Raw genomic sequence first — 21,834 nt, forward strand, 5'->3', positions numbered from 1 at the left:
TTTGTTTGAACGGTTCGTCGCTGCGGTTTGCTGATTGAAGAACAAGTGCGCCTTCGTTGCGGTCAATCAGCATTAGCCAGGCGGCAGATACACAGACGGCCGACTTGAGAGTTGGCTACCGGTTCGGGAAGGTGTGTGAGGTGAAGCGCAGTTAGCGGGGTAGTTTGCCCCATACCCTGCTGAGCAAGGCGCCGCCGATCACCGGCGGAATGGCCAGCAGCAGGGTCCACTGCCAGGAGAGGCCGCCGACGGTGGCGGCCAGTACGATGCTGGTGAGCACCACCAGTTGGGCCACCATCATCAGGAAGGTGCCTTCGCGGGGGGTCAGGGTCTCTTTTTGAGTGGCGACGTGAGCTACGGGCGCTTGAGTGGTGGTGGGTTTCATGGCGATATCCCTCTGTTGAGTCTGATATCACTAAGCAATGGCTGTTCCACATTTTTTCATGTTAATAATCAATGTGTTGTGCTCTTGCTCGTCATTCCCGTTTCGAGAGCGCAGGCAAAATGATTTGCAAAATGAAAACGCCACCCTGAGGTGGCGTCTTGGTTATTGAGAAGAGGAGGGGGAAGCGCCGGGCCTAGCCAATCCGGTATTGGCGGATCTGCTCGTCGATGGCTTTGGCCAATTCGAACAGTTCGCGGCTGGCGGCATTGCTCTCCTCTGCGTGTTCACGCTGATGCTCGGCCACCATGGCGAGCTCGTCAAGCGCAGCTCTGGCTTGCCCCATCTGTTGATCCTGAGCTTGTGCCAGCGCGCTGATTTCGTTGAGTTCCCTTGCTGTCTGGTTAATTTGGCTGGTGGCATCGACCAGCACCTCTCTGGCTTGATGCATCCGGCTATAGCCCTCTTCGCTCAGGGTGTGGGAGCCTGCCATCGAGCTGCTGGCCTGCCGGGTACCCTCCTGCAGACGCAAGATAAGATCCTGCACATCCTTGGTGGCGGTCTGGGTGCGCACCGCCAGTTGGCGCACCTCGTCGGCCACCACCGCAAAGCCCCGCCCCATATCCCCTGCCCGGGCAGCCTCGATAGCGGCATTGAGGGCCAGCAGGTTGGTCTGGTTCGAGACATCGCGGATGAGGTTCATGATCTGGGTGATGTTGTTGCTGTCCCTGACCACCTCTTCAAGCAGCGCGGACGAGGTGCCGATGCTGCTGCGCAAAGTATCGAGACGATCGGCACTCTGGATCACATCCTGTTCGACACTGAGCATGTGGTCAGCGATGCGCCGGGTCACGTCGCTGACCCCCTCGGAACGGCTGGCGATCTGCTCGGCATTGCTGCCGATGGCAGCGACTACATTGGTCAGTTCTTGGATGCTCCTTGCCTGCTGGCACGCTTCTCCCGCCAGTGCCTGCGCCTGATGAAGGGTTTGCGAGGATTGGGCGGAGAGGGCACTCCCCGATTGTTGGAAGCGGGAGAAGCTCTGGTTAAGACTCTGGATCAGCCGGTTGAAGCTCTGGGCCATCTGGCCCAGCTCCGACTCGTCGGAGAAGTCGAGGCGGGTCGCCAGATCCCGATCGGCGGTGATGTGGTGCATGCCATCGGCAGCCTGACGAATCGGGCGACTGATGGAGTGAGCCAACCAGGCGGAGGCCAGCATCGCCAGAGTGCCGATGGCGAGCGACACCATGATGATGAGCTGGCGTGACTCATGTAATCCCTCTTCCAACTCGGCGCTGTTGATCTCGCCAATCAGCAGCCGGTTGAGGGTGGGGATGTAGCGTACAGCAAGAAGGTAGGTTTCTCCCTCCAGCGTCAGTGCCTCAACTGCCACCTGTTCCCCAGCCTTGGGGATAAGCCGTTTGACGGTATCGAGAAAGGATTGTTGATGGTGAGCGGCATCTTTTTGCTCCAGTGCGGGGTGGATCTCGATATTGCCTTCCATGTCCGCCAGATAGACCTGACCGCTCTTGCCGATCCGATAGCTGCTGATGAGCTTGCTCAGGGTGCTCATGTCGATGGAGGTACCGGCCACCGCCAGGGTATTGCCCTCGTGGGTGACGGCGGTATTGATATAGAGGGAGGCACGCTGGTTGAAATCGGAGATGTCGAGGTTCAGTTCGTAAGGTTGATTGCGCTGGAGAAAACCGTAAAACCACTCATCTTTCGGGTCTGACTCGCTCAGCGCTTTCTGGGCGGTGGGGCCGTCACTGAAGTTGAGCAAGGTGTTGGTCTGGCGAGGGGCAATAAAGACGTTACCGCCGAGACGTCGTTGCAGAGCCTGAAAGTAGCGCTCCATCTCGGGCCACTCAGCTTCTGGCATGCCAGCGGTCAGCCAGTCGATGACGAAGCTGTTGCTGGCGAGCGCTTGCGCCTCGGTCAGGTGCTGGGTCAGCTGGGCGGTCAGCTGGTTGGCAATGCGGTCCACACTGCTTGGCAGCTCATAGCGTTCGACCCGCTGCTGTGCCTGCGTGTGGGATATCTGCTCGAGGATCAGGGTGATGCAACTGATGGCGATAACCATCAGTATCGCTACGCCGGAGAGGATCCGGGTGCGGATCCCGAGCCCTGACCAGAGTGAGTGCAGTGTAAAACGGTGTATCGCCCTCTCCATATTTCTCTCCTCCATAAAGAAAGGCCGCATATGCGACCCAGATGATGATTATAGATAGAGAACTCAATTGTGTTGTGACGGTTGGTGAGAACAAGATTCACCAGATAAAAACAGGGGGAGCAACGGGAGGGGAGGGCCGGCAAGGGGTAGACAAAAAGAGGCCGACGTGATGGTCGGCCTCCTTGGTGTTTATCTCAACGGAATGTCGGGAGCCCGATCAATCCTCTTCAGCCCAACGGCGTGAACGCTCAACCGCTTTTTTCCAGCCGTTGTAGCGCTTGGCGCGATCGTCTCTGTCCATCTGCGGGATGAACTCGCGGTCCACGCTGAACTTGTCTTCCAGCTCGTCGGAGCTCTTCCAGAAGCCGACTGCCAGACCCGCTAGGAAGGCGGCGCCCATGGCGGTGGTCTCGATGCGGGTCGGACGCACCACAGGGGTGTGCATCATGTCAGCCTGGAACTGCATCAGGAAGTCGTTGGCCACGGCGCCGCCGTCTACTTTCAGCGCAGCCAGCTTGATGCCGGAGTCTTGCTGCATGGCATCCAGCACATCGCGGCTCTGATAGGCGATGGATTCCAGCGCGGCACGGATGATGTGGTTGCGGTTGGCGCCACGGGTCAGGCCGACCATGGTGCCGCGAGCATAGGGATCCCAGTAGGGCGCGCCTAGGCCGACGAAGGCCGGTACCAGATAGACGCCGTTGGTGTCACCCACCTTGGAGGCGAAGTAGTCGGTATCGCGGGCATCGTGAATGATCTTCAGCTCGTCACGCAGCCACTGGATGGTGGCGCCGCCCATAAACACCGCACCTTCCAGCGCGTAGTTCACTTCCCCTTTCGGGCCGATGGCAACGGTAGTCAGCAGGCCGTTGCTGGAGCGAACCGGCTCGGTGCCGGTGTTCATCAGCATGAAGCAGCCGGTGCCGTAGGTGTTCTTGGCCATCCCTTTTTCAAAGCAGAGCTGGCCAAACAGGGCAGACTGCTGGTCACCGGCTATACCGGCGATGGGGATGCGGGAGCCGCCACCACGGGTGGTGTAGCCGTACACTTCGGAAGAGGGTTTCACTTCCGGCAGCATGGACATGGGGATGCCCAGCTCGTCCAGCATCTTCTGATCCCACTTCAGCTCGCGGATGTTGTAGAGCATGGTACGGGAGGCGTTGGTCGGGTCGGTGACGTGCACTTCGCCATTGGTCATCTTCCAGACCAGCCAGGTGTCGATGGTGCCGAACAGCAGCTCGCCGTTCATCGCCTTCTCGCGGGCACCTTCCACGTTGTCGAGGATCCACTTCACCTTGGTACCGGAGAAGTAGGCATCCAGCACCAGGCCGGTGTTCTCGCGAACATACTCTTCCAGACCGCGTGCTTTCAGCTCTTCGCAGATGGCGGCGGTGCGGCGGCACTGCCAGACGATGGCGTTGTAGATGGGCTTGCCGGTGGCCTTTTCCCATACCACTGTGGTTTCACGCTGGTTGGTGATACCGATGGCGGCGATCTCTTCGCTGCGAAGGCCGGTCTTGGCCAGCACTTCGGTAAAGACGGAGGATTGGGTCGCCCAGATCTCCATCGGGTCGTGCTCTACCCAGCCCGCTTTCGGGTAGTGCTGGGTGAATTCGCGCTGGGAGGTACCGACAATATTGGCATCCTGATCAAACACGATGGCACGGGAAGAGGTGGTTCCCTGGTCCAGAGCGACGACATATTTCTTTTCAGCAGACATGATGTTCTCCACGTTTCTATTTTCCACGTTTTTATACGTTGGAGGGGGCCGCTCTTATGCGGCAGCCTCTTCTTTGGCGGTTTGGGTCGCTTGCTCGGTGGTGACGACACGGTTGCCCGGGACGCAGGGAGCCAGCACTTTGACATACAGAGCGGTACCAATCTGGGCGCCAACGATGGGGCCAAGGATCGGAACCCAGAAGTAGGGGTTGTCACGACCACCGGTCAGGGCAACATCACCCCAGCCAGCAAAGAACGCGAACAGTTTCGGACCAAAGTCACGGGCCGGGTTCATGGCAAAACCGGTTAACGGGCCAAGGGAGGCACCGATCACCGCGATCAGGATACCGATCAGCAGAGCGGCTGCGAAACCTTTGGGGGCACCATTGTTGTTGTCACCCAGCGCCATGATGCCCAGCATCAGGACGGCGGTGATCACCAGCTCGACGGCAAAAGCTTGCATATTGGTCAGCAGGGCATTGGGATAGGTGGAGAAGATCCCGGCGGTGCCGAGGCTCTCGACGCTGCCGCGCACCACGTTATGGGTCACTTCCCACTGGGTGAAAAGGTTACCATAAAGGAAGTAGACAAGGGCTGCGAAGCAGAAGGCACCGGCCATCTGGGCGATGATGTAGGGCACCACCTTGCGCTTGTCGAACCCGCAGAAGGTCATCAGCGCCAGGGTTACAGCCGGGTTCAGGTGGGCACCTGAAATGCCGCCGGTCACATAGATGGCAATGGCCACACCCAGACCCCAGGTAATGGAGATTTCCCACTGCCCGAAGTTGGCGCCTGCCAGCACCAGTGCCGCCACACATCCGACGCCGAAAAATATCAGCAGGCCGGTTCCGATAAACTCGGCGATGCACTCGCCAAGCAGGGTATTGGGTCTTTGTATGCTCATACTTTTGTTCCTTATATCCACCCGTAGAGGTTTGATGTTCCGTTTTATCTTTTTGTGTCTATCCGTTGCCGCCGAAAACGTTTCCTTGTTGTTTTTGCGTCTTGCGCAAACGTTATGCTCGTTTGCGCTCGTTATCGGTCGTGACAGAAAATAACCCTTCCCAATAATTTCACCATCCCCCCTCCATAGGAAATGTGGACAAGATCCCACTCATTGCTAAGAAAATGTGACGTAAAGCATCTTGATAACCGCCATTTACCACTTAGGGGGTAGCCCGCAACCCTTGCCACACAAGGGCTGGCGCTTGCTGAGTGATTTCTCATTTGGAGCTTTTATTTGTAATAAAACTGCAATATTTGAGCATGCATCACAGATTAAATGAGCGCATATGAGCACAATAGGCTCGCTTACGAATTAGTGGACTCACATGATTCGTTGGAATGGTCAGGGCATCCTCAACCGCCCATAACAACAATAAGGAAGCAGAACATGCTTAGTCTCTTCAGGCCTGCGGCGCACATCGACAGGCTCCCGGCTGACAAGGTCGACCCCTTCTACAAACGCATGCGTTGGCAGGTGTTTTTCGGGATCTTCTTCGGTTACGCCGGCTACTACCTGGTACGGAAAAACTTCAGTCTGGCGATGCCCTATCTGATCGAGCAGGGCTTCTCCCGTGGTGATCTCGGTTTCGCGCTCTCCGGGGTCTCCATCGCTTACGGTTTGTCCAAGTTCCTGATGGGGAACGTCTCTGACCGTTCCAACGCCCGTTACTTCCTCTCCGCCGGTCTGCTGCTCTCGGCTGCCATCATGTTCATGATGGGTACCATGCACTGGGCCACCTCCAGTATTGCCATCATGTTTGTGCTGTTGTTCCTGAACGGTTGGGCACAGGGCATGGGCTGGCCGCCCTGCGGTCGCACCATGGTGCACTGGTGGTCACAGAAAGAGCGCGGTGAAGTGGTTGCGGTCTGGAACGTGGCGCACAACGTGGGCGGCGGCATGATTGGCCCGCTGTTTATCCTCGGGATGGGCTGGTTCAACGACTGGCGCAGTGCCTTCTATGTGCCTGCGGCAGCTGCGGCCGCCATCGCGGTGATCGCCTTCTTCGTGATGCGTGATACCCCGCAATCGGTCGGTCTGCCTCCTATCGAGGAGTACAAGAACGACTATCCGAAGGATTACAACGAGAGCCACGAGCAGGAGTTCTCCGCCAAGGAGATCTTCGTCAAGTACGTGCTGCACAACAAACTGCTGTGGTACATCGCGATCGCCAACGCTTTCGTTTACCTCATTCGTTACGGTGTGCTGGACTGGGCGCCAACCTACCTGAAAGAGGCCAAGCACTTCACCGTCGACAACTCCTCCTGGGCTTACTTCCTCTACGAGTGGGCCGGTATTCCGGGCACCCTGCTGTGTGGCTGGATCTCTGACAAGATGTTCCAGGGCCGCCGTGCACCGGCCGGTATCCTGTTCATGGTGCTGGTGACCCTGGCTGTGCTGGTTTACTGGTTCAACCCGGCCGGCAACCCGACCATCGACATGATGGCGCTGGTGGCTATCGGCTTCCTGATCTACGGCCCTGTCATGCTGATCGGCCTCTATGCTCTTGAACTGGCACCGAAGAAAGCAGCCGGTACTGCGGCTGGTTTCACCGGTCTGTTCGGTTATCTGGGCGGCGCCGTGGCAGCCAACGCCATGCTGGGTTATACCGTTGACCACTTCGGTTGGGATGGCGGCTTCATGGTACTGACCGTCTCCTGCGTGCTCTCTATCATTCTGCTGGCGATGACCCTCAAGCACGAGAACATTGCCGTTGCGGCCAAGAAAGCGGCTGCCCATAAGGCATAAAACGTGATCCTCAGCTTATTGATCCCAAAGGGGATCAGGTAAACTGCCAAAAGGCCCCGCATCTGCCGGGGCCTTTTTTTGTCTCATCATCGGAGTGCAAGCGTGAAGCAAACCCAACGACATCTGGAGATCCTGGACGTCCTGACGCGGCAGGGATTTGTCTCGACCGACGATCTGGTGACCCACTTTGACGTCAGCCCCCAGACCATTCGCCGGGATCTGAACGATCTCGCCGAACAGAACAAGATCCGGCGCCATCACGGCGGTGCCTCCCTGCATTCGAGTACCGTCAATACCGCCTACAGCGCCCGTAAAGTGATGCAACTCAAGGAGAAAGAGCGCATCGCCCGTGAGGTCGCGGCCAATATTCCCGACGGCTCATCGCTCTTTATCGACATAGGCACCACCACCGAAGCTATTGCCCGCGCCCTGCTCGATCACCGTGAGCTGCGCATCGTCACCAACAACCTCAACGTGGCCAGCATTTTGACGGCCAAGGATGACTTCACCGTCATCATTGCCGGCGGCGAGATCCGCAACCGCGATGGCGGCATCGTGGGGGAGGCGACCCGCGACTTTATCGGTCAGTTTCGCATGGACTATGGCGTCATCGGGATTTCGGGGATCGACAACGACGGCTCCCTGCTCGATTTCGACTATCACGAGGTGAAGATTGCCCAGGCCATCATCGCTCACTCCCGTCAGGTGTTCCTGGCCGCCGACCACACCAAGTTCGGTCGCAATGCCATGGTCAATCTGGGCAATCTCAGCCAGATCCACGCCCTCTTTACCGATCAGGAGCCACCGGAAAAGCTGACGCGATTGATGGCGCAACACCAGATCGCCTGCCACATCTGCTGACGGCGAAACACGCCAAGGCTGTGCCGGTCGCCCGTCAGGGCGGCCTCCTTTCTTTTTTTGTCTCCCATTCCAGCACTCATCTCACCCCTTTATAGGTATTGCCAAAACCACTATTCAATCTGGTTTTTTTGGCTATTAACCCGCCGATGTTGGCCCGACGCCATTTGCTCCGCTGACCTGTCCCCTTTGCCACCTCTGGCGGGCTGTGGCGATCACACTTTCATCATAAAATGTTCGTTTGTTGTATTTTCATGTTCTAAAATGAGCGAAATCAAACATTGCCGTTATGGCAATCATAAAAATGAAAGTAGGTGAACATGAGCGAACATTATGATCTGGTCGTCGTCGGTGGCGGCATCAACGGGGTCGGCATCGCAGCCGATGCGGCAGGACGGGGTCTGAAGGTTGCCCTGTTTGAGGCGCAAGATCTCGCCTCTGCCACCTCGTCCAACTCCAGCAAGCTGATCCACGGCGGTTTGCGCTATCTCGAGCATTACGAATTCCGGCTGGTGAAAGAGGCATTGGCGGAGCGGGAGGTGCTGCTCGGTATGGCGCCTCACATCGCTCGTCCCATGCGTTTTCGCCTGCCGCACCGCCCGCACCTGCGTCCGGCCTGGATGATCCGCGCCGGTCTGTTCCTCTATGACAATCTTGCCAAGCGCGACAAGCTCAAAGGGAGCTGTGGTGTGCGCTTCCTGCCGCAAGATGGCTTGACCGCAGGGATCAATAAGGGGTTTGAATACTCGGATGCCTGGGTCGACGATGCCCGGCTGGTGGTGCTCAATGCCATGATGGCCCGTGACAAGGGGGCCGACGTGCAGACCCGCACCCGTTGCATCAAGGCGGTGCGCGGTTCCAAACACTGGACGCTTACTTTGGAGCGGGAAGGGGGCGAGCAGTTCACCGTCACCTGTCGTGGTCTGGTCAATGCGGCGGGCCCCTGGGTCAAGACCTTCTACGACGAGAGCCTGCACGAGAAATCTCCCCGCGGCATTCGCCTTATTAAAGGCAGCCACATGATAGTGCCGCGCATCCACGAGCGCGAAGAGGCCTATATCCTGCAAAACGAAGACAACCGCATTGTCTTCGTCATCCCTTATCAGCAGGACTACTCCCTTATCGGCACCACCGATGTGGAGCACCACGGCAGCCCGCGGGAAGCGAAGATCAGCGAGGCCGAAATTACCTACCTGTGCAAGGTGGTCAACGCCCACTTCACTCGCCAAATTGCCCCGAAAGATGTGATCTGGACTTACGCCGGGGTGCGCCCGCTCTGTGACGACGAGTCAGATTCACCGCAGGCGGTGACCCGCGACTACACCCTCGAACTTTCTGGTGAGTCTGACGGTGCGCCGCTCTTGTCGGTGTTTGGCGGCAAGCTCACCACCTATCGCAAGCTGGCGCAGGCCGCCTGCAACAAGCTCAAGCCCTGGTTCAGCCAGATGGGGGATGACTGGACTGCGACCAGCCGTCTGCCCGGCGGCGAGTTTGACTGCTCGGTACGCGAGCTGGCCCGCGCCTTTGCGCTGGAGTTTGACTGGCTCGATGATCGCAGCGCCCTGCGCATTGCCGAGGCCTATGGTGCCCATGCCCGTCTCTGGCTGAAAGAGGATCGCGGCATTCACTTCGGTGGCGGCCTGTACGAGTCTGAAGTGCGCTATCTCATCGAGCGGGAGTGGGCCTGTTCACTGGACGATATCCTCTGGCGCCGCAGCAAGCTGGGGCTGCGCCTGAACGAGTCAGAGCAGCAGATGCTGCAGATCTGGCTCGACCAATACCATCAGGCTCTGCGCAAGGCGAGCTGATGAGTGACGGTGGGCAGTGCGCTGCTGCCCACCGCTTTCCACCGTAAATGTGCAACAAACCTCTGATAGAACAATTACCTACACACAATAATAAAGAGCATCACATATGAAAAAACTCGCCGTTTCCCTCATCGCCTTGAGCCTTGGGGCATCCCTCTCATTACCCGTGTTGGCTGCCGATGAAGGCAAGGTGGTGATCGCCCACCGTGGCGCTTCCGGCTACCTGCCCGAGCATACCCTGGAGTCCAAGGCGCTGGCTTATGGTATGGGGGCCGACTATCTGGAGCAGGATCTGGTAATGACCAAGGATGACCAGCTGGTGGTGATGCACGATCACTTCCTTGATGGCATCACCGATGTGGCGGCGCGCTTCCCCGGCCGTGCCCGTCCGGACGGTCGTTATTATGTGGTGGATTTCACCCTGGACGAGGTGCGTTCCCTGCGCATGACCGAGCCGTTCCAGCTGGTGGATGGCAAGCAGGTGCCGGTCTATCCGGCCCGCTTCCCGCTCTGGAAGTCAGACTTCAAGATCCATACCTTCCAGGAGGAGATCGAGATGATCCAGGGGCTCAACAAGAGCACCGGCAAGAACATCGGGATCTATCCGGAGATCAAAGCGCCCTGGCTGTTCCGTCACGAAGGTAAGGATATCTCCAAAGCAGTGCTGAAGGTGCTCAAGGAGTACGGCTACACCGGGAAGGATGACAAGGTCTATCTGCAGTGCTTCGATGCCGATGAGCTCAAGCGCATCAACAGCGAGCTGATGCCCGCCATGGGTATGGATCTGAAACTGGTGCAGCTGATGGCCGAGACCGACTGGAACGAGACCATGGTCTACGACGCCAAGGGCAAGGCGACCCCCTACAACTATGACTGGATGTTCAAGCCGGGAGCGATGAAAACCATCGCCAGCTATGCCGAAGGGATTGGCCCGTGGAAACCGATGATCGTCACCGAGCCGGGCACTTTGGGCAAGCCGGTCTTCACCGGCATGGTAAAAGAAGCCCACGCGGCGGGCCTGAAAGTTCACCCCTATACCTTCCGTCAGGATGAGGGGCAGATCCCGGCCTATGCCAAGGACTTCACCGATCTCCTTAACATCTTCCTCTATCAGGCCGATGTGGATGGGGTGTTCAGCGACTTCCCCGACAAGGCGGTGGCCGTCATCAAGGCCCATCAAGAGGCGGCCAAATAGCACTCTGGCGCCATTTGAATGCAAAGCGAGGCTAATTGGCCTCGCTTTTTGTTTCAGGTTCCCGCAACGGGAGTGTGCGCCCTGTCAGAAAATAGCCAGATCACGTCATGGTGTGCCGGATCTGCATCATTTTACGCAGTTTTTACGTAGCAGATCGCTGGCATGAAATCGGCAGAGCGGTTAGTCTAGCGGCGTTGAACCAACCCCATGAGGTACAGATGAAAACCGTATTGCGTTTTAGCCTGCTGGGCGCCTTGTTGCTGGGTGGCCATGCCTTCGCCGCCGAGCCGAAAAAATTTGATATCAGCATGTTCCCAGCCGCTGACGTGAATCAGGAACGTGTGGTGATCCGCCTGCCTGAAGTCGAGAAAGAAGCCGATATGATGGTCGAGCTGCAGGTCGGCAAAAAGATGATGGTTGATTGCAACGTACCGCGTTTTGCAGGCAACCTGGAACAGCACAGCGTTAAAGGCTGGGGCTACAACTATCTGAAACTGGGCAAAGTCTCCGACCCCATCAGCACCCTGATGATGTGCCCGGATAACCAGCAAAAAGAGACCTTCGTCCAGATCTACGGTCAGGGCTTCTTCGTGAACTACAACTCAAAACTGCCGTTCGTGATCTACGTGCCGCAGGAGTATGAAGTGCGCTACCGTCTGTGGCGTGCCGACAACCTGGCCCAACCGGCCATGATTGAGTAAGCATGTTTGAACCAAAGGTTCAGCTGGTTCACCTGATGTGATAAATAAAGCGCCGTATGGCGCTTTATTTTTGCCTGCACAGTCCAGAAAGTGACGTGTAAATTGGCTGCACGTTTACATAAGTTTATTATTTATCAACGTTTTTTGTGTGTTATGCCACAAAATCGGCGTCAGCGATGGGGCAAAGTGACATCGATAAAAGATATTTATTAACATAGTGAGAAAATTGATTTTGCACTCGGCGATGGCCTGATGATACTTGCCCGCAAAGGTCAAACTAACCAGAAAAAAGAGCACTATGAGCTTCGAATCAGACAAGCGTTTCAACGACTTCAAACATTTTCCCCGTGGCCTGCGTCGCAGTGGCGAATTCACTGTGGCCGAAGCGGACAGTCTGGAAAAGTATGGTACCGCCATGCTGGCACTCTACCAGGGCAACCTTGCACCCCGTGACGATGTCGAGTCCGCCTTCGTCGAGCAGGTCAAATCCGGCGAAGCCGGTGCCAACCCCCATGCCAAGGTGTGGTTCAAATACCTCAAGGTGATCGGTCCCAAGCGCGTTCATCGCCTCTGCACTGTCGTTGGCGGCGCCAGCGAAGAGAGCAGCGGTGGCGGCAGCTTTGATGTCGGTGGTGGCAGCGGCGGTGGCAGTGACGAGTCCATCGATTAATGGATACCGAGCTGCTTCGGACCTTTATCGAGGTGAGCAAGACTCGGCACTTTGGCCGGGCTGCTGAAAATCTCTACCTGACCCAGTCGGCGGTGAGTTTCCGGATCCGCCAGCTAGAGCAGCAACTGGGTGTCAGTCTGTTTGCCCGTCATCGCAACAATATCCGTCTGACCGCCTCCGGTGAGCGTCTGCTGCCCTACGCAGACGCCATCTTGCACACCCTTGGTCGTGCCAAGCAGGATGTGGCACTCTCGCCGGGATTCAGCCAGCAGTTGGCCATCGGCGCGCCCGCTGTGTTCTGGGAGCTCGATTTCAACGACTGGCTCAATCACATCTATGCGCTGGCGCCCGGTTTGGCGGTGCGGCTGGAAACAGCCTCCCGCGAGCACCTCTGCCGCCAGTTGCTGGAGCGCTCCCTCGATCTGGCCCTGCTCTCCGAGCCCACCAAGATCGACGAGATTGCCCTGCATCCCATCGGTGAGCTGGTGTTCGAGCTGGTGAGCCGGGATCCGGCCGCCAATGCCGACAACCTGATGCAGATGCCGCACATCCACCTCGACTGGGGCACCAGCTTCGAGCCGCAACCCAGCCGGTTGCAGAGCCTGCAAAAGACCCCGGTGCTGCACTCCAGCTCCGCCAGCATGGCGTTGCAGTTCGTGCTGGCCAACGGTGGTGCTGCCTACCTGCCACGGCGGATGGTCAGCCCCTTCCTCGAGAAGGGGGCGCTCCATCTGGTGGAGGGGGGCCAGCCGCTGAGCCGTCCGCTCTATCTCGCCTATCTGGAGAAATCCGATCGCCGGGAGCTGATCGATCAGTTGCTGACCCTGCCACTGGGTTGGCACGATGCCGAGTTGCGCCTCAACGTCGAATAAGCGTCGAGTGTTATCCAAGGAAGAGCCCACCCCACGGTGGGCTCTTCTGTTTGGGGAAAATTGCAGGGAGCGAGGTCACGTAATTGGCGTGGGAGGCTTGGCGTCATCGGCCTGTAACGGTACCTTTTCAGGCTGTTTATCCGATTGAGCACTGACAGGGATGGATTGTAATTGATCGACTTTAGTCACCCCGAATGGCGGGCGCTGGCGCAGCAGTTGCTGAGCCACTCACCTGTGGTGATCCGTGGCCGCCAGTGGCAACCGCTGGTGGGCCTGCTCAAGGATAATCAGCTGCTGCTCGCCCATGGCAGCCACAGCTATGAGCTCACCCCGGCCGGACGGCGCTATCTCACCCGCGAGCTGATGCTGGCCGAGATCGCCACCGCTCCCCCCGAGCCCGAGGAGTGGTTACATGCTCAGGGCTGGCAATTGGGGGAGCAGGTCAACGAGCGGGTGTTGGCGGCGCTCTATCGCAAGAGCGAGGTGAACTTCACCCCCAACGAGCAGATCGATTTCGAGGACAAGGGGATCCGGCTCTGTGCCGATCAGCTGTTGCGCTTGCGCGCAGCCCAGCCGTTCAGCCTCTTTTTCAGCGGCGGTACCCTGATCGACGCAGCCCCCTGGTTGCAGGCGCTGGGGGAGGTGGCCTTGCCCGAGCGCACCCTGGCGGGTCTTGGCAAGATCCTGTGGGGGGAGGGGAGTATCGAGCGGGTGATCACCACAGACAGCGTCGGCGCCTTTGCCGAGCTGCCTCTTGAACCCGGCACCTTGCTGGTGTGGGCCCCCCCATCGGCTCCTCTTGCCTTGCAGCAGGTGGTGGCCGCCTTGCCCCCCAATGTGCTGTGGAGTCATCTCACCGCCCTCGACCCTGCCGGGGTGGATCGGCTGCAGGCGCTGGCCCAGCGCTTGGGTCGTCCGGCCAGCTGGTGGCTGCCTCGTGATCTGGCCCCCATCCTCAGCGCATATGCCCAGCCTTTGACTGAGGCTCGGCACTGGGAGCCGAGCCGGATTCCCAAGCCATTGTTAGCAGTTTGTAGCGGTTTGGTTGAGTCCAATGGTGGCTTGTCGGCCGAGGTGTGCGCGCTGGCACCAGCGTGGCATGCCGTTGGTTGAAATTGGCCCGAAAGCGAGCCAAAAAGCGGTTTTCCCCCATTGAACGCGGTGATATAAAGAGTTGACGAAGCGCTCGCCAGATGAGCGCTTTTGTTTATCAAGCCGCTTTGCCACCCAACGAACTCAACGGAATACAGGGAATACCATGTTTGAAAAGGTTGTTGCCGCCCCAGCGGATCCGATCCTGGGCCTGACCGAAGCCTTCCGTGCTGACTCTCGCAGCCACAAGATCAATCTGGGCGTAGGGATCTACAAGGACGAGTCCGGTGCCACCCCCATTCTTCACTGCGTCAAGAAAGCCGAGCAGAAGCTGCTGACCGACGAGAAGACCAAGAACTACCTCGGTATTGAAGGCAATATCGAATATGGCCGTATCGTGCAGCAACTGCTGTTCGGGCAGCATTCTGCGCTGGTTGCCAGCGGTCGTGCCAAGACCGCCCAAGCGCCGGGCGGTACCGGTGCCCTGCGTATCGCGGCCGAATTTGTGGTGCGCAACGGTCTGGCCAAGACCATCTGGATCTCCGATCCCACTTGGGCCAACCACGTCAGCGTATTCCAGGCCGCGGGCCTGACCGTCAAGTGGTACAAGTACTACGACGCCGCCACCAAGGGGCTCGACTTTGCCGCCATGCAGGCTTCGCTGGCCGAAGTGCAGCCGGGTGAGCTGGTGCTGCTGCACGGTTGCTGCCACAACCCGACCGGTATCGATCCCACTGCAGAACAGTGGCGCGCGCTGGCCAAACAAAGTGCTGCCGCCGGCTGGTTGCCGCTGTTTGACTTCGCCTATCAGGGTTTTGCCCGTGGTATCGAAGAGGATGCCGAAGGCCTGCGTATCTTCGCCGAATGCCATGACGAGCTGCTGGTGGCGAGCTCTTTCTCCAAGAACTTCGGCCTCTACAACGAGCGGGTCGGTGCCTTCACGCTGGTCAGCGCGACCAAGGAGATCGCCGATGTGGCCTTCACCCAGGTCAAGACAGTGATCCGTGCCAACTACTCCAACCCGCCGTCACATGGCGCCGCTGTGGTCACCGCCGTGGTGAGCGATCCGGCTCTCTATGCCGAGTGGGTCGAAGAAGTGGCCGCCATGCGGGTGCGGATTCGCGAGATGCGTGAGCTGCTGGTCGAGAAGCTGGCTGCCCTCGGTGTGAGCCAGGATTTCAGCTTTATCCGCGAGCAGAACGGCATGTTCTCCTTCTCCGGTCTCACCAAGGATCAGGTGGAGCGCCTCAAGAGCGAATTTGCCATCTACATCGTCGGCTCAGGCCGGATCAGCGTAGCCGGTATTACCCGCGCCAATATAGATCCCCTGTGCGAGGCCATTGCCAAGGTGCTGTAATCGCATTGCCTTGTGCTCTGGCACTATGCGGCACTATGCCATGAAAAAGCCCGTCACCTTGGTGACGGGCTTTTTTGATCGCCAACGGCTGATCGTCAAACGATGGGAAGGGGAGCTCACTGGTGGCGGGCACCTTGCCACAGTTTGCGCAGTTGCAGCAGCAGCGCGGTCAGGGCGCCGCCACTCAGGGCGGTGAGTACCGCCAGCAGCAGGCTGCCGAGCAGGAAGGGGGGCACCAGGGTGGCAGCCTCCTGCTCCAGCCAGTGGAGGGTCCAGCTGAGGTGGAAAGGCTCCGGCGTCTGGTGCAGTACCAGACAACCGGTGCGATAGGCGTAGAGATACATGAACGGCAGGGTCAGCGGATTGTTGAACCAGACCGCCAGCAGCGCCAGTGGCAGGTTGAGGCTGAATGCCAGCGCCAGACCGACTGCGATGAGCGAGTGCATCGGGATTGGGAACCAGCAGGCGAAGATCCCGGCCGCCACCGCGCCACTCAGGGCGCGAGTGCCCCCTTGCCAGAGGGCTGGGGCAAGCAGTCGCTCACCAAACAGGGCAAACCACTTCTGTTGGCGCAGGGTATCGGGATCTAGCTTGAAGCGGGCAAACCAGCGACTCAGCATGGGCGGGCCATCTTGCGTTTTTGCCACTGGCGCACCGTGCTGATCCGCCAGAAGGTGCGGATCAGGGTGTAACCGATAAGAGAACTGAGCAGGGCCAGGATGAGCGAGCCCAGCAACAGCGGCGGTGCCACTGTGCCCAGTACCGAGACCAGCCACTCCCAGGTGAATTCAATCTCTATCTGCTGCGCCGAATGTCCCAGCAGCTGGCAACCTACCAGATAGGCACCATAGAGCAGGGGCGGCATGGTAAAGGGGTTGGAGAGCCAGACCAGCGCCACCGAGAGCGGCAGATTGACCCGGCACAGGATGGCGCCACCGGCGGCCAGCAGCATCTGGCAGGGGAGCGGCACCCAGGCCATGAAGAGGCCCACCGCAAATGCCCCGGCTGCAGAGCGACGGTTGAGGTGCCAGAGGTTGGCATCGAGCAGCAGTTTGCCGAACAGCCGCAGGTGCTTGTGTTCTTTCAGGGTTTGCTGATCGGGCATCCAGCGTTTAATGAGTCGTTTGGGCATATTGAAACCTTGCTAAATACTTGCTCCATGGATCTGCGTCTGTTGTCGTTTGCCCTGGGGGCAAGCTCCTCACTGCTCTGGCCATGGTTACCTTCACTCGCATGGGGGGGCCTGTTGCTGTCCCTGCTGATCCCCCTTGCATATTGCCGTGCCTGGCGGTGGCTGTTTCTCCTGCTCGGCATCCTCTGGATGCAGGCCAATCTTGCCTATCGGCTGGCCTGGCTGGAGCGGCTGGGCGATCAGACGAGCCACATGATAACCGCAGAGCTGCAAAGTGCAGAGCCCGAGGGGGATAAATTTGTCCGGCTGCTGCTGCGGGTGAGCATCCTCGACGAACAACCGGTGACACCTGAGCCCCTGATCCGGGTCAATGCCTATCAGGCATTGCCCGCCATGACGGTAGGCAGCCGGATCACCCTGGTGACCTCGTTGAAACCGGCTCACGGTCTGGCCAACGAGGCGGGGCTGGATGGGCGGCGTCTGCTGCTGGGCAAGGGGATCACCGCCACTGGCAATCTGCGTCGGGTGATAGATATTCAACAGGCACCTGCGGGTTGGCGTGAACGTTGGTTGGGGGCAGCGACCGAGAGTTGGCGTCCACTTGACTATGCCCCCTTGCTGGCGGCGCTCGCTTTTGGCGAGCAGAGCGGCATCACGGATGCCCAGTGGGAGCTGTTTCGCGGCAGTGGTCTGACCCATATCATCGCCATTTCAGGGCAACACATTGCGCTGGTGGCGGTGCTCGGGTGGTGGTTGGGCAGGCTGTTTGGCCTGCGTGGCGCCATCATCACCTCCCTGCTGTTTGCCGCCGTCTACAGCGCGTTGGCCGGGTTTGCGGTGGCCACCGAGCGGGCCCTGATCATGGTGCTGGTGTGGAGTGTATTGCGCTGGAGCCGGCGAGAGTGGCCGGCCTGGCGCATCTGGCTGTGGGCCTTTGTGGTATTGACCCTCTGGGATCCCTTCGCCCTCTATTCGGCCGGCTTCTGGCTCTCGTTTCTGGCGGTGGCCATCTTGCTGCTGGTGGGATATGTACACGACAAGCCGGGGCTCTGGCAGATCCAGCTCTGGCTGCTGCTTGGTCTGCTGCCGCTGCAACTGGCATTGTTCGAGGGGATAGCGCCTCTTGCCATGGTGATCAACCTGTTGGCGGTACCGCTCTTTTGTATCGCCATCATCCCGCTGGCCCTGATCAGTGTGCTGCTGGCGCCGCTCTCCACCTCGCTTGCCTATGTCCTGTTCTGGCTGGCGGATCTGGGGCTCGGGTGGGTGCTGACGATCCTGAATTGGCTGGCCGATCAACTGCAACTGTGGTGGCCACTACCCAGCTGGTGGCTGCCGCTCTGCACCCTGCTGTTGCTGCTCTGGTTCGCCGCAAAGTGGCGCCCGGCACGCTGGCTCTGGTTACCGGGCACCCTTGCGCTGGTGTTGGCGTGCTGGCCAGCTCCCGCCCGCTGGCAACTGCGGGTGCTGGATGTGGGACAGGGGCTGGCGGTGCTGATCAGCAAGGGGGAGCGTGCCATCCTCTATGACACCGGCGATCGTTATCCCGGAGGCTACAACATGGCGGACGCGGTGATCCTGCCCCAGCTAAGCCATCTGGGGATCCGGGTCATCGATCGCCTCATCATCAGCCACAAGGATCGGGACCATGCCGGCAATCGCAAGCGACTGCTCAGCGCCATGCCGGTGCGTCACGAGTTCTCCTCTTACCCCTTCAGTGAGGGAACCACCCTGTGCCAGCGTGGGCAACAGTGGCGCTGGCAGGGGCTCTCGTTTGTGGTGCTCTGGCCCGAATACCCAGGCGGTGGGCGTAACAACGATGGCTGCGTGGTACGCATCAGCGATGGCGAGCGCAGCATATTGCTGAGCGCCGATATCGAACGGCAGGCCGAACAACGACTGGTGGCGCTGGAGGGGGAGGGGTTGGCCAGCACCTTGCTGGTGAGCCCCCATCATGGCAGTCGCACCTCCTCCACACCCTCGTTTGTCGCGGCGGTGGCGGCAAAGGATGTGATCCACAGCGCCGGTTTTATGAATCAGTGGGGCTTTCCCCGTCCCGATGTAGTAGCCCGCTATCGGGATGCCCGCCAGTGGATCACCGGTCAGCAAGGGGCGATGCTGGTCGAACCCACCGCAGAGGGCTTGAGCGTCACCGCCGAGCGAGATCTGGGGCCTTGGTACCGGCGCAGTGGCGAGTGGTGGCGACCGCGAGTGTGGTTTGAGCAATAATCGGCCATTTCTGCCGTGTAGGAATGCGATATAGGTGGCGGCGCTTGGTGTAAGCCTGCGCTTTGGCTAGAATAGCCCGTCATTTCCATTACTAACGGCTATTCATGCAACAAGAAACCTCACAAGAGAGCTGGCCAGTATTCAAGCGCCTGCTCGGTTATGTCCGTGATCGCAAGCTGGGCCTGGTCGGTGGCATCATCGGGATGCTGGGCTACGCCGCCGTGGATACCACCTTTGTCTACTCCATCAAGCCGCTGATCGATCAGGGCATCAATGGCAACGACAGCACCGTTTTGAAATGGATGCCCTTCTTCGTCCTCGGCATCGTGGCCCTGCGCGGTGTCGCCAACTTTCTCTCCAACTACTGCATGGCCTGGGTCGGCAACCACGTCGTGATGCGTCTGCAACAGCAGGTGTTCAATCACATGGTGGCGATGCCGATGAGCTTCTTCGACCGTCAGAACACCGGTCATCTGCTCTCCAAGGTGACCTATGACGCCAGTCAGGTCTCCTCGGCGGCGAGCACCACGCTGGTGACCCTGGTGCGGGAAGGGGCGACCGTGGTCGGTCTGCTCGGCCTGATGTTCTGGCACTCCTGGCAGCTGTCGGTGATTTTCCTGGTGGTTGGCCCGCTGGTGGGGGTCATCATCGGCCTTATCAGCCGCCGTTTCCGCCAGATCAGCCGTCACATCCAGCAGGCGGTAGGGGATATCACCACCTCCACCGAGCAGATGCTCAAAGGGCACAAAGAGGTGTTGATGTTTGGTGGCCAGAAGGTGGAAGAGAAACGCTTCTTCCAGGTCAGCAACAACATGCGCCAGCAAACCATGAAGATGGTCGCTGCCGATGCCATCGGCAGCCCTGTGGTGCAGATGGTTGCCTCCATCGCGCTGGCTGCCTTCCTCTATGTAGCTACCATCGACAGTGTGCGCAGCGAGCTGACTGCCGGTACGTTTACCGTCATGATCACCTCCATGATGATGCTGCTCAAGCCGCTGAAAAGCCTGACCGACGTCAACAACCAGTTTCAGCGCGCCATCACTGCCTGCCACAGCCTGTTTGGCCTGCTCGACAGCGAGCCTGAGCAGGATACCGGCACCCGTACTCTGGAGCGTGCTCGCGGCGAGATCGAGTTTCGCAACGTCACTTTCACCTACCCGACCAAGGACACCCCGGCGCTGCACAACGTCAGCTTCAAGGTGGAGGCGGGTAAGTCGGTGGCGCTGGTGGGCCGTTCCGGCTCTGGCAAGAGTACCATTGCCAGCCTGCTGACCCGCTTCTACGACATCGATCAGGGCGAGATCCTGCTGGATGGCATCAACATCCGCGAATACAAGTTGAGCGAGCTGCGCAAGCAGTACGCGCTGGTCTCCCAGCATGTCCACCTGTTCAACGACTCGGTGGCCAACAACATCGCCTACGCCGCGGAAGACAAATACAGCCGCGACCAGATCGTGCAGGCTGCCCGCATCGCTCATGCCGACGAATTCGTCAGCAAGATGAGCAACGGGTATGACACTGTGGTTGGCGAGAACGGTGCATCCCTCTCCGGTGGTCAGCGTCAGCGTGTTGCCATTGCGCGCGCCCTGCTGCGCGATGCGCCGGTTCTGCTGCTGGATGAGGCCACCTCGGCCCTCGATACCGAATCCGAGCGCCACATTCAGGCGGCTATCGACGAGCTTTGCAAAGCGCGTACCTCGCTGGTGATCGCCCACCGTCTCTCCACCATCGAGAAGGCGGACGAGATCCTGGTGATCGACGAAGGCCATATCGTCGAGCGCGGGAACCACGAAGCATTGATGGAGCAGCGCGGCACCTATGCCCAGCTGCGCGCTATTCAGTTTGGCAACGCGGGAAGCAAGGCCTGATGCTGGAACGGCTCTGGTATCGCAAAAGTGGCTGGCGCTGGTTGCTGGCCCCTTTTGCCCTGCTGTTCGCCATCATCAGCGGCACCCGCCGCTACGCCTATCGTCATGGCTGGCGCAAGGGGTATCGCTCCTCCTTGCCGGTCATTGTTGTGGGCAATATTTCGGTGGGGGGCAACGGCAAGACGCCAGTGGTGGTCTGGCTGGTGGAGCAGTTGCAAGCCCGCGGCTATCGCCCCGGGGTGGTGAGCCGTGGTTATGGCGGCAAGGCGCCCCATTACCCCTATCGGCTGGATGAGACCAGCACCACGGCGCAGGCCGGAGATGAGCCGGTGCTGATTGCCCGGCGCTGCGGCTGCCCCGTGGTGGTTGCCCCGAAACGGGCCGACGCGGTACGACTGCTGGAGCAGAGCGGTGAGGTGGATATCATCATCACCGACGATGGTCTGCAGCACTATGCGCTGGCCCGCGACATCGAGCTGGTGGTGGTGGACGGAGCGCGCCGTTTCGGCAACGCCTGCTTGCTGCCGATGGGGCCGCTGCGCGAGCCGATCACTCGGCTCAAACGGGTGGACGCCATCATCTGCAACGGCGGCGAGCCGGGCAAGGGGGAGTACCCCATGCAACTGGTCGCCGACACCCCGCGACGGGTGCGCGACGATGCACCGCTTGCCGCCCCCTTGTCGGGGCCGGTTGATGCGCTGGCGGGGATCGGTCATCCACCCCGCTTCTTTGCCACCCTAGAAGGGCTCGGCTATCAGCTGGATCAGCAGGCCGCCTACGGCGATCATCACCCCTTCGATCGGGATGATCTGGTGGGGCGCTTTGCCAGCAAGCCGCTGCTGATGACCGAGAAGGATGCGGTCAAGTGCCGCCCGTTTGCCCTCGATAACTGGTGGTATCTGCCGGTCAGTGCCGAGTTGCCAGCCTCCCTGCTCGATGCCCTGCTGCACAAGCTGGGGGCGAAGGCAAAGGGTGCGACTAAGGCGCAAGATTAATCTCCCTTGCTTGAGCGAGGGAGAAGTGGAC

The 21,834-nt window shown here is 59.4% G+C and carries 18 protein-coding genes; 12 read left to right on the top strand and 6 right to left on the bottom strand.

Going from position 1 to position 21,834, the window contains the following annotated elements:
* Positions 1-151: 151 nt before the first annotated feature.
* The 4 genes from G5332_RS03125 to G5332_RS03140 all read right to left on the bottom strand — a co-directional run bounded on the left by G5332_RS03125 (position 152) and on the right by G5332_RS03140 (position 5,178).
* A complete protein-coding gene (locus tag G5332_RS03125) occupies positions 152-385 on the bottom strand; it encodes a hypothetical protein (RefSeq protein ID WP_421249557.1) in 234 nt (77 codons plus the stop codon).
* Positions 386-578: 193 nt separating this feature from the next.
* Positions 579-2,555 (bottom strand): methyl-accepting chemotaxis protein, encoded by a 1,977-nt coding sequence (locus tag G5332_RS03130; protein WP_421236212.1) that lies wholly within the window; start codon positions 2,553-2,555, stop codon positions 579-581.
* Positions 2,556-2,772: 217 nt separating this feature from the next.
* Positions 2,773-4,275 (bottom strand): glycerol kinase GlpK, encoded by a 1,503-nt coding sequence (gene glpK, locus G5332_RS03135; RefSeq protein WP_266135069.1) that lies wholly within the window; start codon positions 4,273-4,275, stop codon positions 2,773-2,775.
* 54 nt (positions 4,276-4,329) lie between these two features.
* Entirely contained in the window at positions 4,330-5,178 is an 849-nt protein-coding gene (locus G5332_RS03140; RefSeq protein WP_005350866.1) for an MIP/aquaporin family protein, read from the bottom strand.
* Between the two features lie 489 nt (positions 5,179-5,667).
* Here G5332_RS03140 and glpT point away from each other — a divergent pair, with 489 nt between their 5' ends.
* The 9 genes from glpT to G5332_RS03185 all read left to right on the top strand — a co-directional run bounded on the left by glpT (position 5,668) and on the right by G5332_RS03185 (position 15,579).
* The gene (gene glpT, locus G5332_RS03145) at positions 5,668-7,026 is read left to right on the top strand and encodes a glycerol-3-phosphate transporter (protein ID WP_005337540.1); all 1,359 of its coding nucleotides are present in this window, start codon (positions 5,668-5,670) and stop codon (positions 7,024-7,026) included.
* A 102-nt stretch (positions 7,027-7,128) separates the two neighbouring features.
* Positions 7,129-7,887 carry a DeoR/GlpR family transcriptional regulator gene (locus G5332_RS03150; RefSeq protein ID WP_005347045.1) on the top strand — a complete coding sequence of 253 codons (759 nt, stop codon included), beginning with the start codon at positions 7,129-7,131 and terminating at the stop codon, positions 7,885-7,887.
* A gap of 317 nt (positions 7,888-8,204) precedes the next feature.
* A complete protein-coding gene (gene glpD, locus G5332_RS03155) occupies positions 8,205-9,692 on the top strand; it encodes a glycerol-3-phosphate dehydrogenase (RefSeq protein WP_005350869.1) in 1,488 nt (495 codons plus the stop codon).
* 106 nt (positions 9,693-9,798) lie between these two features.
* Complete coding sequence (glpQ, locus tag G5332_RS03160; RefSeq protein ID WP_005337531.1) at positions 9,799-10,887, top strand: glycerophosphodiester phosphodiesterase; 1,089 nt, start codon at positions 9,799-9,801, stop codon at positions 10,885-10,887.
* A gap of 218 nt (positions 10,888-11,105) precedes the next feature.
* Entirely contained in the window at positions 11,106-11,588 is a 483-nt protein-coding gene (eco, locus tag G5332_RS03165; protein WP_005337529.1) for a serine protease inhibitor ecotin, read from the top strand.
* 298 nt (positions 11,589-11,886) lie between these two features.
* Positions 11,887-12,258: a DUF413 domain-containing protein gene (locus tag G5332_RS03170; protein ID WP_005350885.1), complete on the top strand. Its 372-nt coding sequence runs from the start codon at positions 11,887-11,889 to the stop codon at positions 12,256-12,258.
* Positions 12,258-13,130: an HTH-type transcriptional regulator HdfR gene (gene hdfR, locus G5332_RS03175; protein WP_005337525.1), complete on the top strand. Its 873-nt coding sequence runs from the start codon at positions 12,258-12,260 to the stop codon at positions 13,128-13,130. The genes G5332_RS03170 and hdfR overlap by 1 nt, the downstream gene beginning before the upstream one ends.
* Positions 13,131-13,301: 171 nt before the next feature.
* Positions 13,302-14,243: a hypothetical protein gene (locus G5332_RS03180; protein WP_227342417.1), complete on the top strand. Its 942-nt coding sequence runs from the start codon at positions 13,302-13,304 to the stop codon at positions 14,241-14,243.
* A 145-nt stretch (positions 14,244-14,388) separates the two neighbouring features.
* Entirely contained in the window at positions 14,389-15,579 is a 1,191-nt protein-coding gene (locus G5332_RS03185) for an amino acid aminotransferase (protein ID WP_216978471.1), read from the top strand.
* A 116-nt stretch (positions 15,580-15,695) separates the two neighbouring features.
* Here the strand turns inward: G5332_RS03185 and G5332_RS03190 are convergent, their stop codons facing one another.
* On the bottom strand, positions 15,696-16,199 hold the full coding sequence (locus tag G5332_RS03190) for a DUF2062 domain-containing protein (RefSeq protein WP_005359699.1): 504 nt from the start codon (positions 16,197-16,199) through the stop codon (positions 15,696-15,698).
* Positions 16,193-16,711 carry a DUF2062 domain-containing protein gene (locus tag G5332_RS03195; protein ID WP_005350890.1) on the bottom strand — a complete coding sequence of 173 codons (519 nt, stop codon included), beginning with the start codon at positions 16,709-16,711 and terminating at the stop codon, positions 16,193-16,195. Before G5332_RS03195 ends, G5332_RS03190 begins: the two co-directional genes overlap by 7 nt.
* Before the next feature lie 27 nt (positions 16,712-16,738).
* Between G5332_RS03195 and G5332_RS03200 the strand changes: the two genes are divergently transcribed.
* From G5332_RS03200 to lpxK, 3 genes are all read left to right on the top strand, one after another.
* A complete protein-coding gene (locus G5332_RS03200) occupies positions 16,739-18,940 on the top strand; it encodes a DNA internalization-related competence protein ComEC/Rec2 (RefSeq protein WP_421249558.1) in 2,202 nt (733 codons plus the stop codon).
* A 104-nt stretch (positions 18,941-19,044) separates the two neighbouring features.
* Positions 19,045-20,808, top strand: a complete 1,764-nt coding sequence (gene msbA / locus G5332_RS03205; protein WP_157160501.1) for a lipid A ABC transporter ATP-binding protein/permease MsbA — start codon at positions 19,045-19,047, stop codon at positions 20,806-20,808.
* Positions 20,808-21,803: a tetraacyldisaccharide 4'-kinase gene (lpxK, locus tag G5332_RS03210; protein ID WP_421249559.1), complete on the top strand. Its 996-nt coding sequence runs from the start codon at positions 20,808-20,810 to the stop codon at positions 21,801-21,803. Before msbA ends, lpxK begins: the two co-directional genes overlap by 1 nt.
* Positions 21,804-21,834 lie beyond the last annotated feature (31 nt).

It is taken from the genome of Aeromonas sp. 603757 (assembly GCF_049171255.1).
Taxonomy (GTDB): domain Bacteria; phylum Pseudomonadota; class Gammaproteobacteria; order Enterobacterales; family Aeromonadaceae; genus Aeromonas; species Aeromonas veronii_A.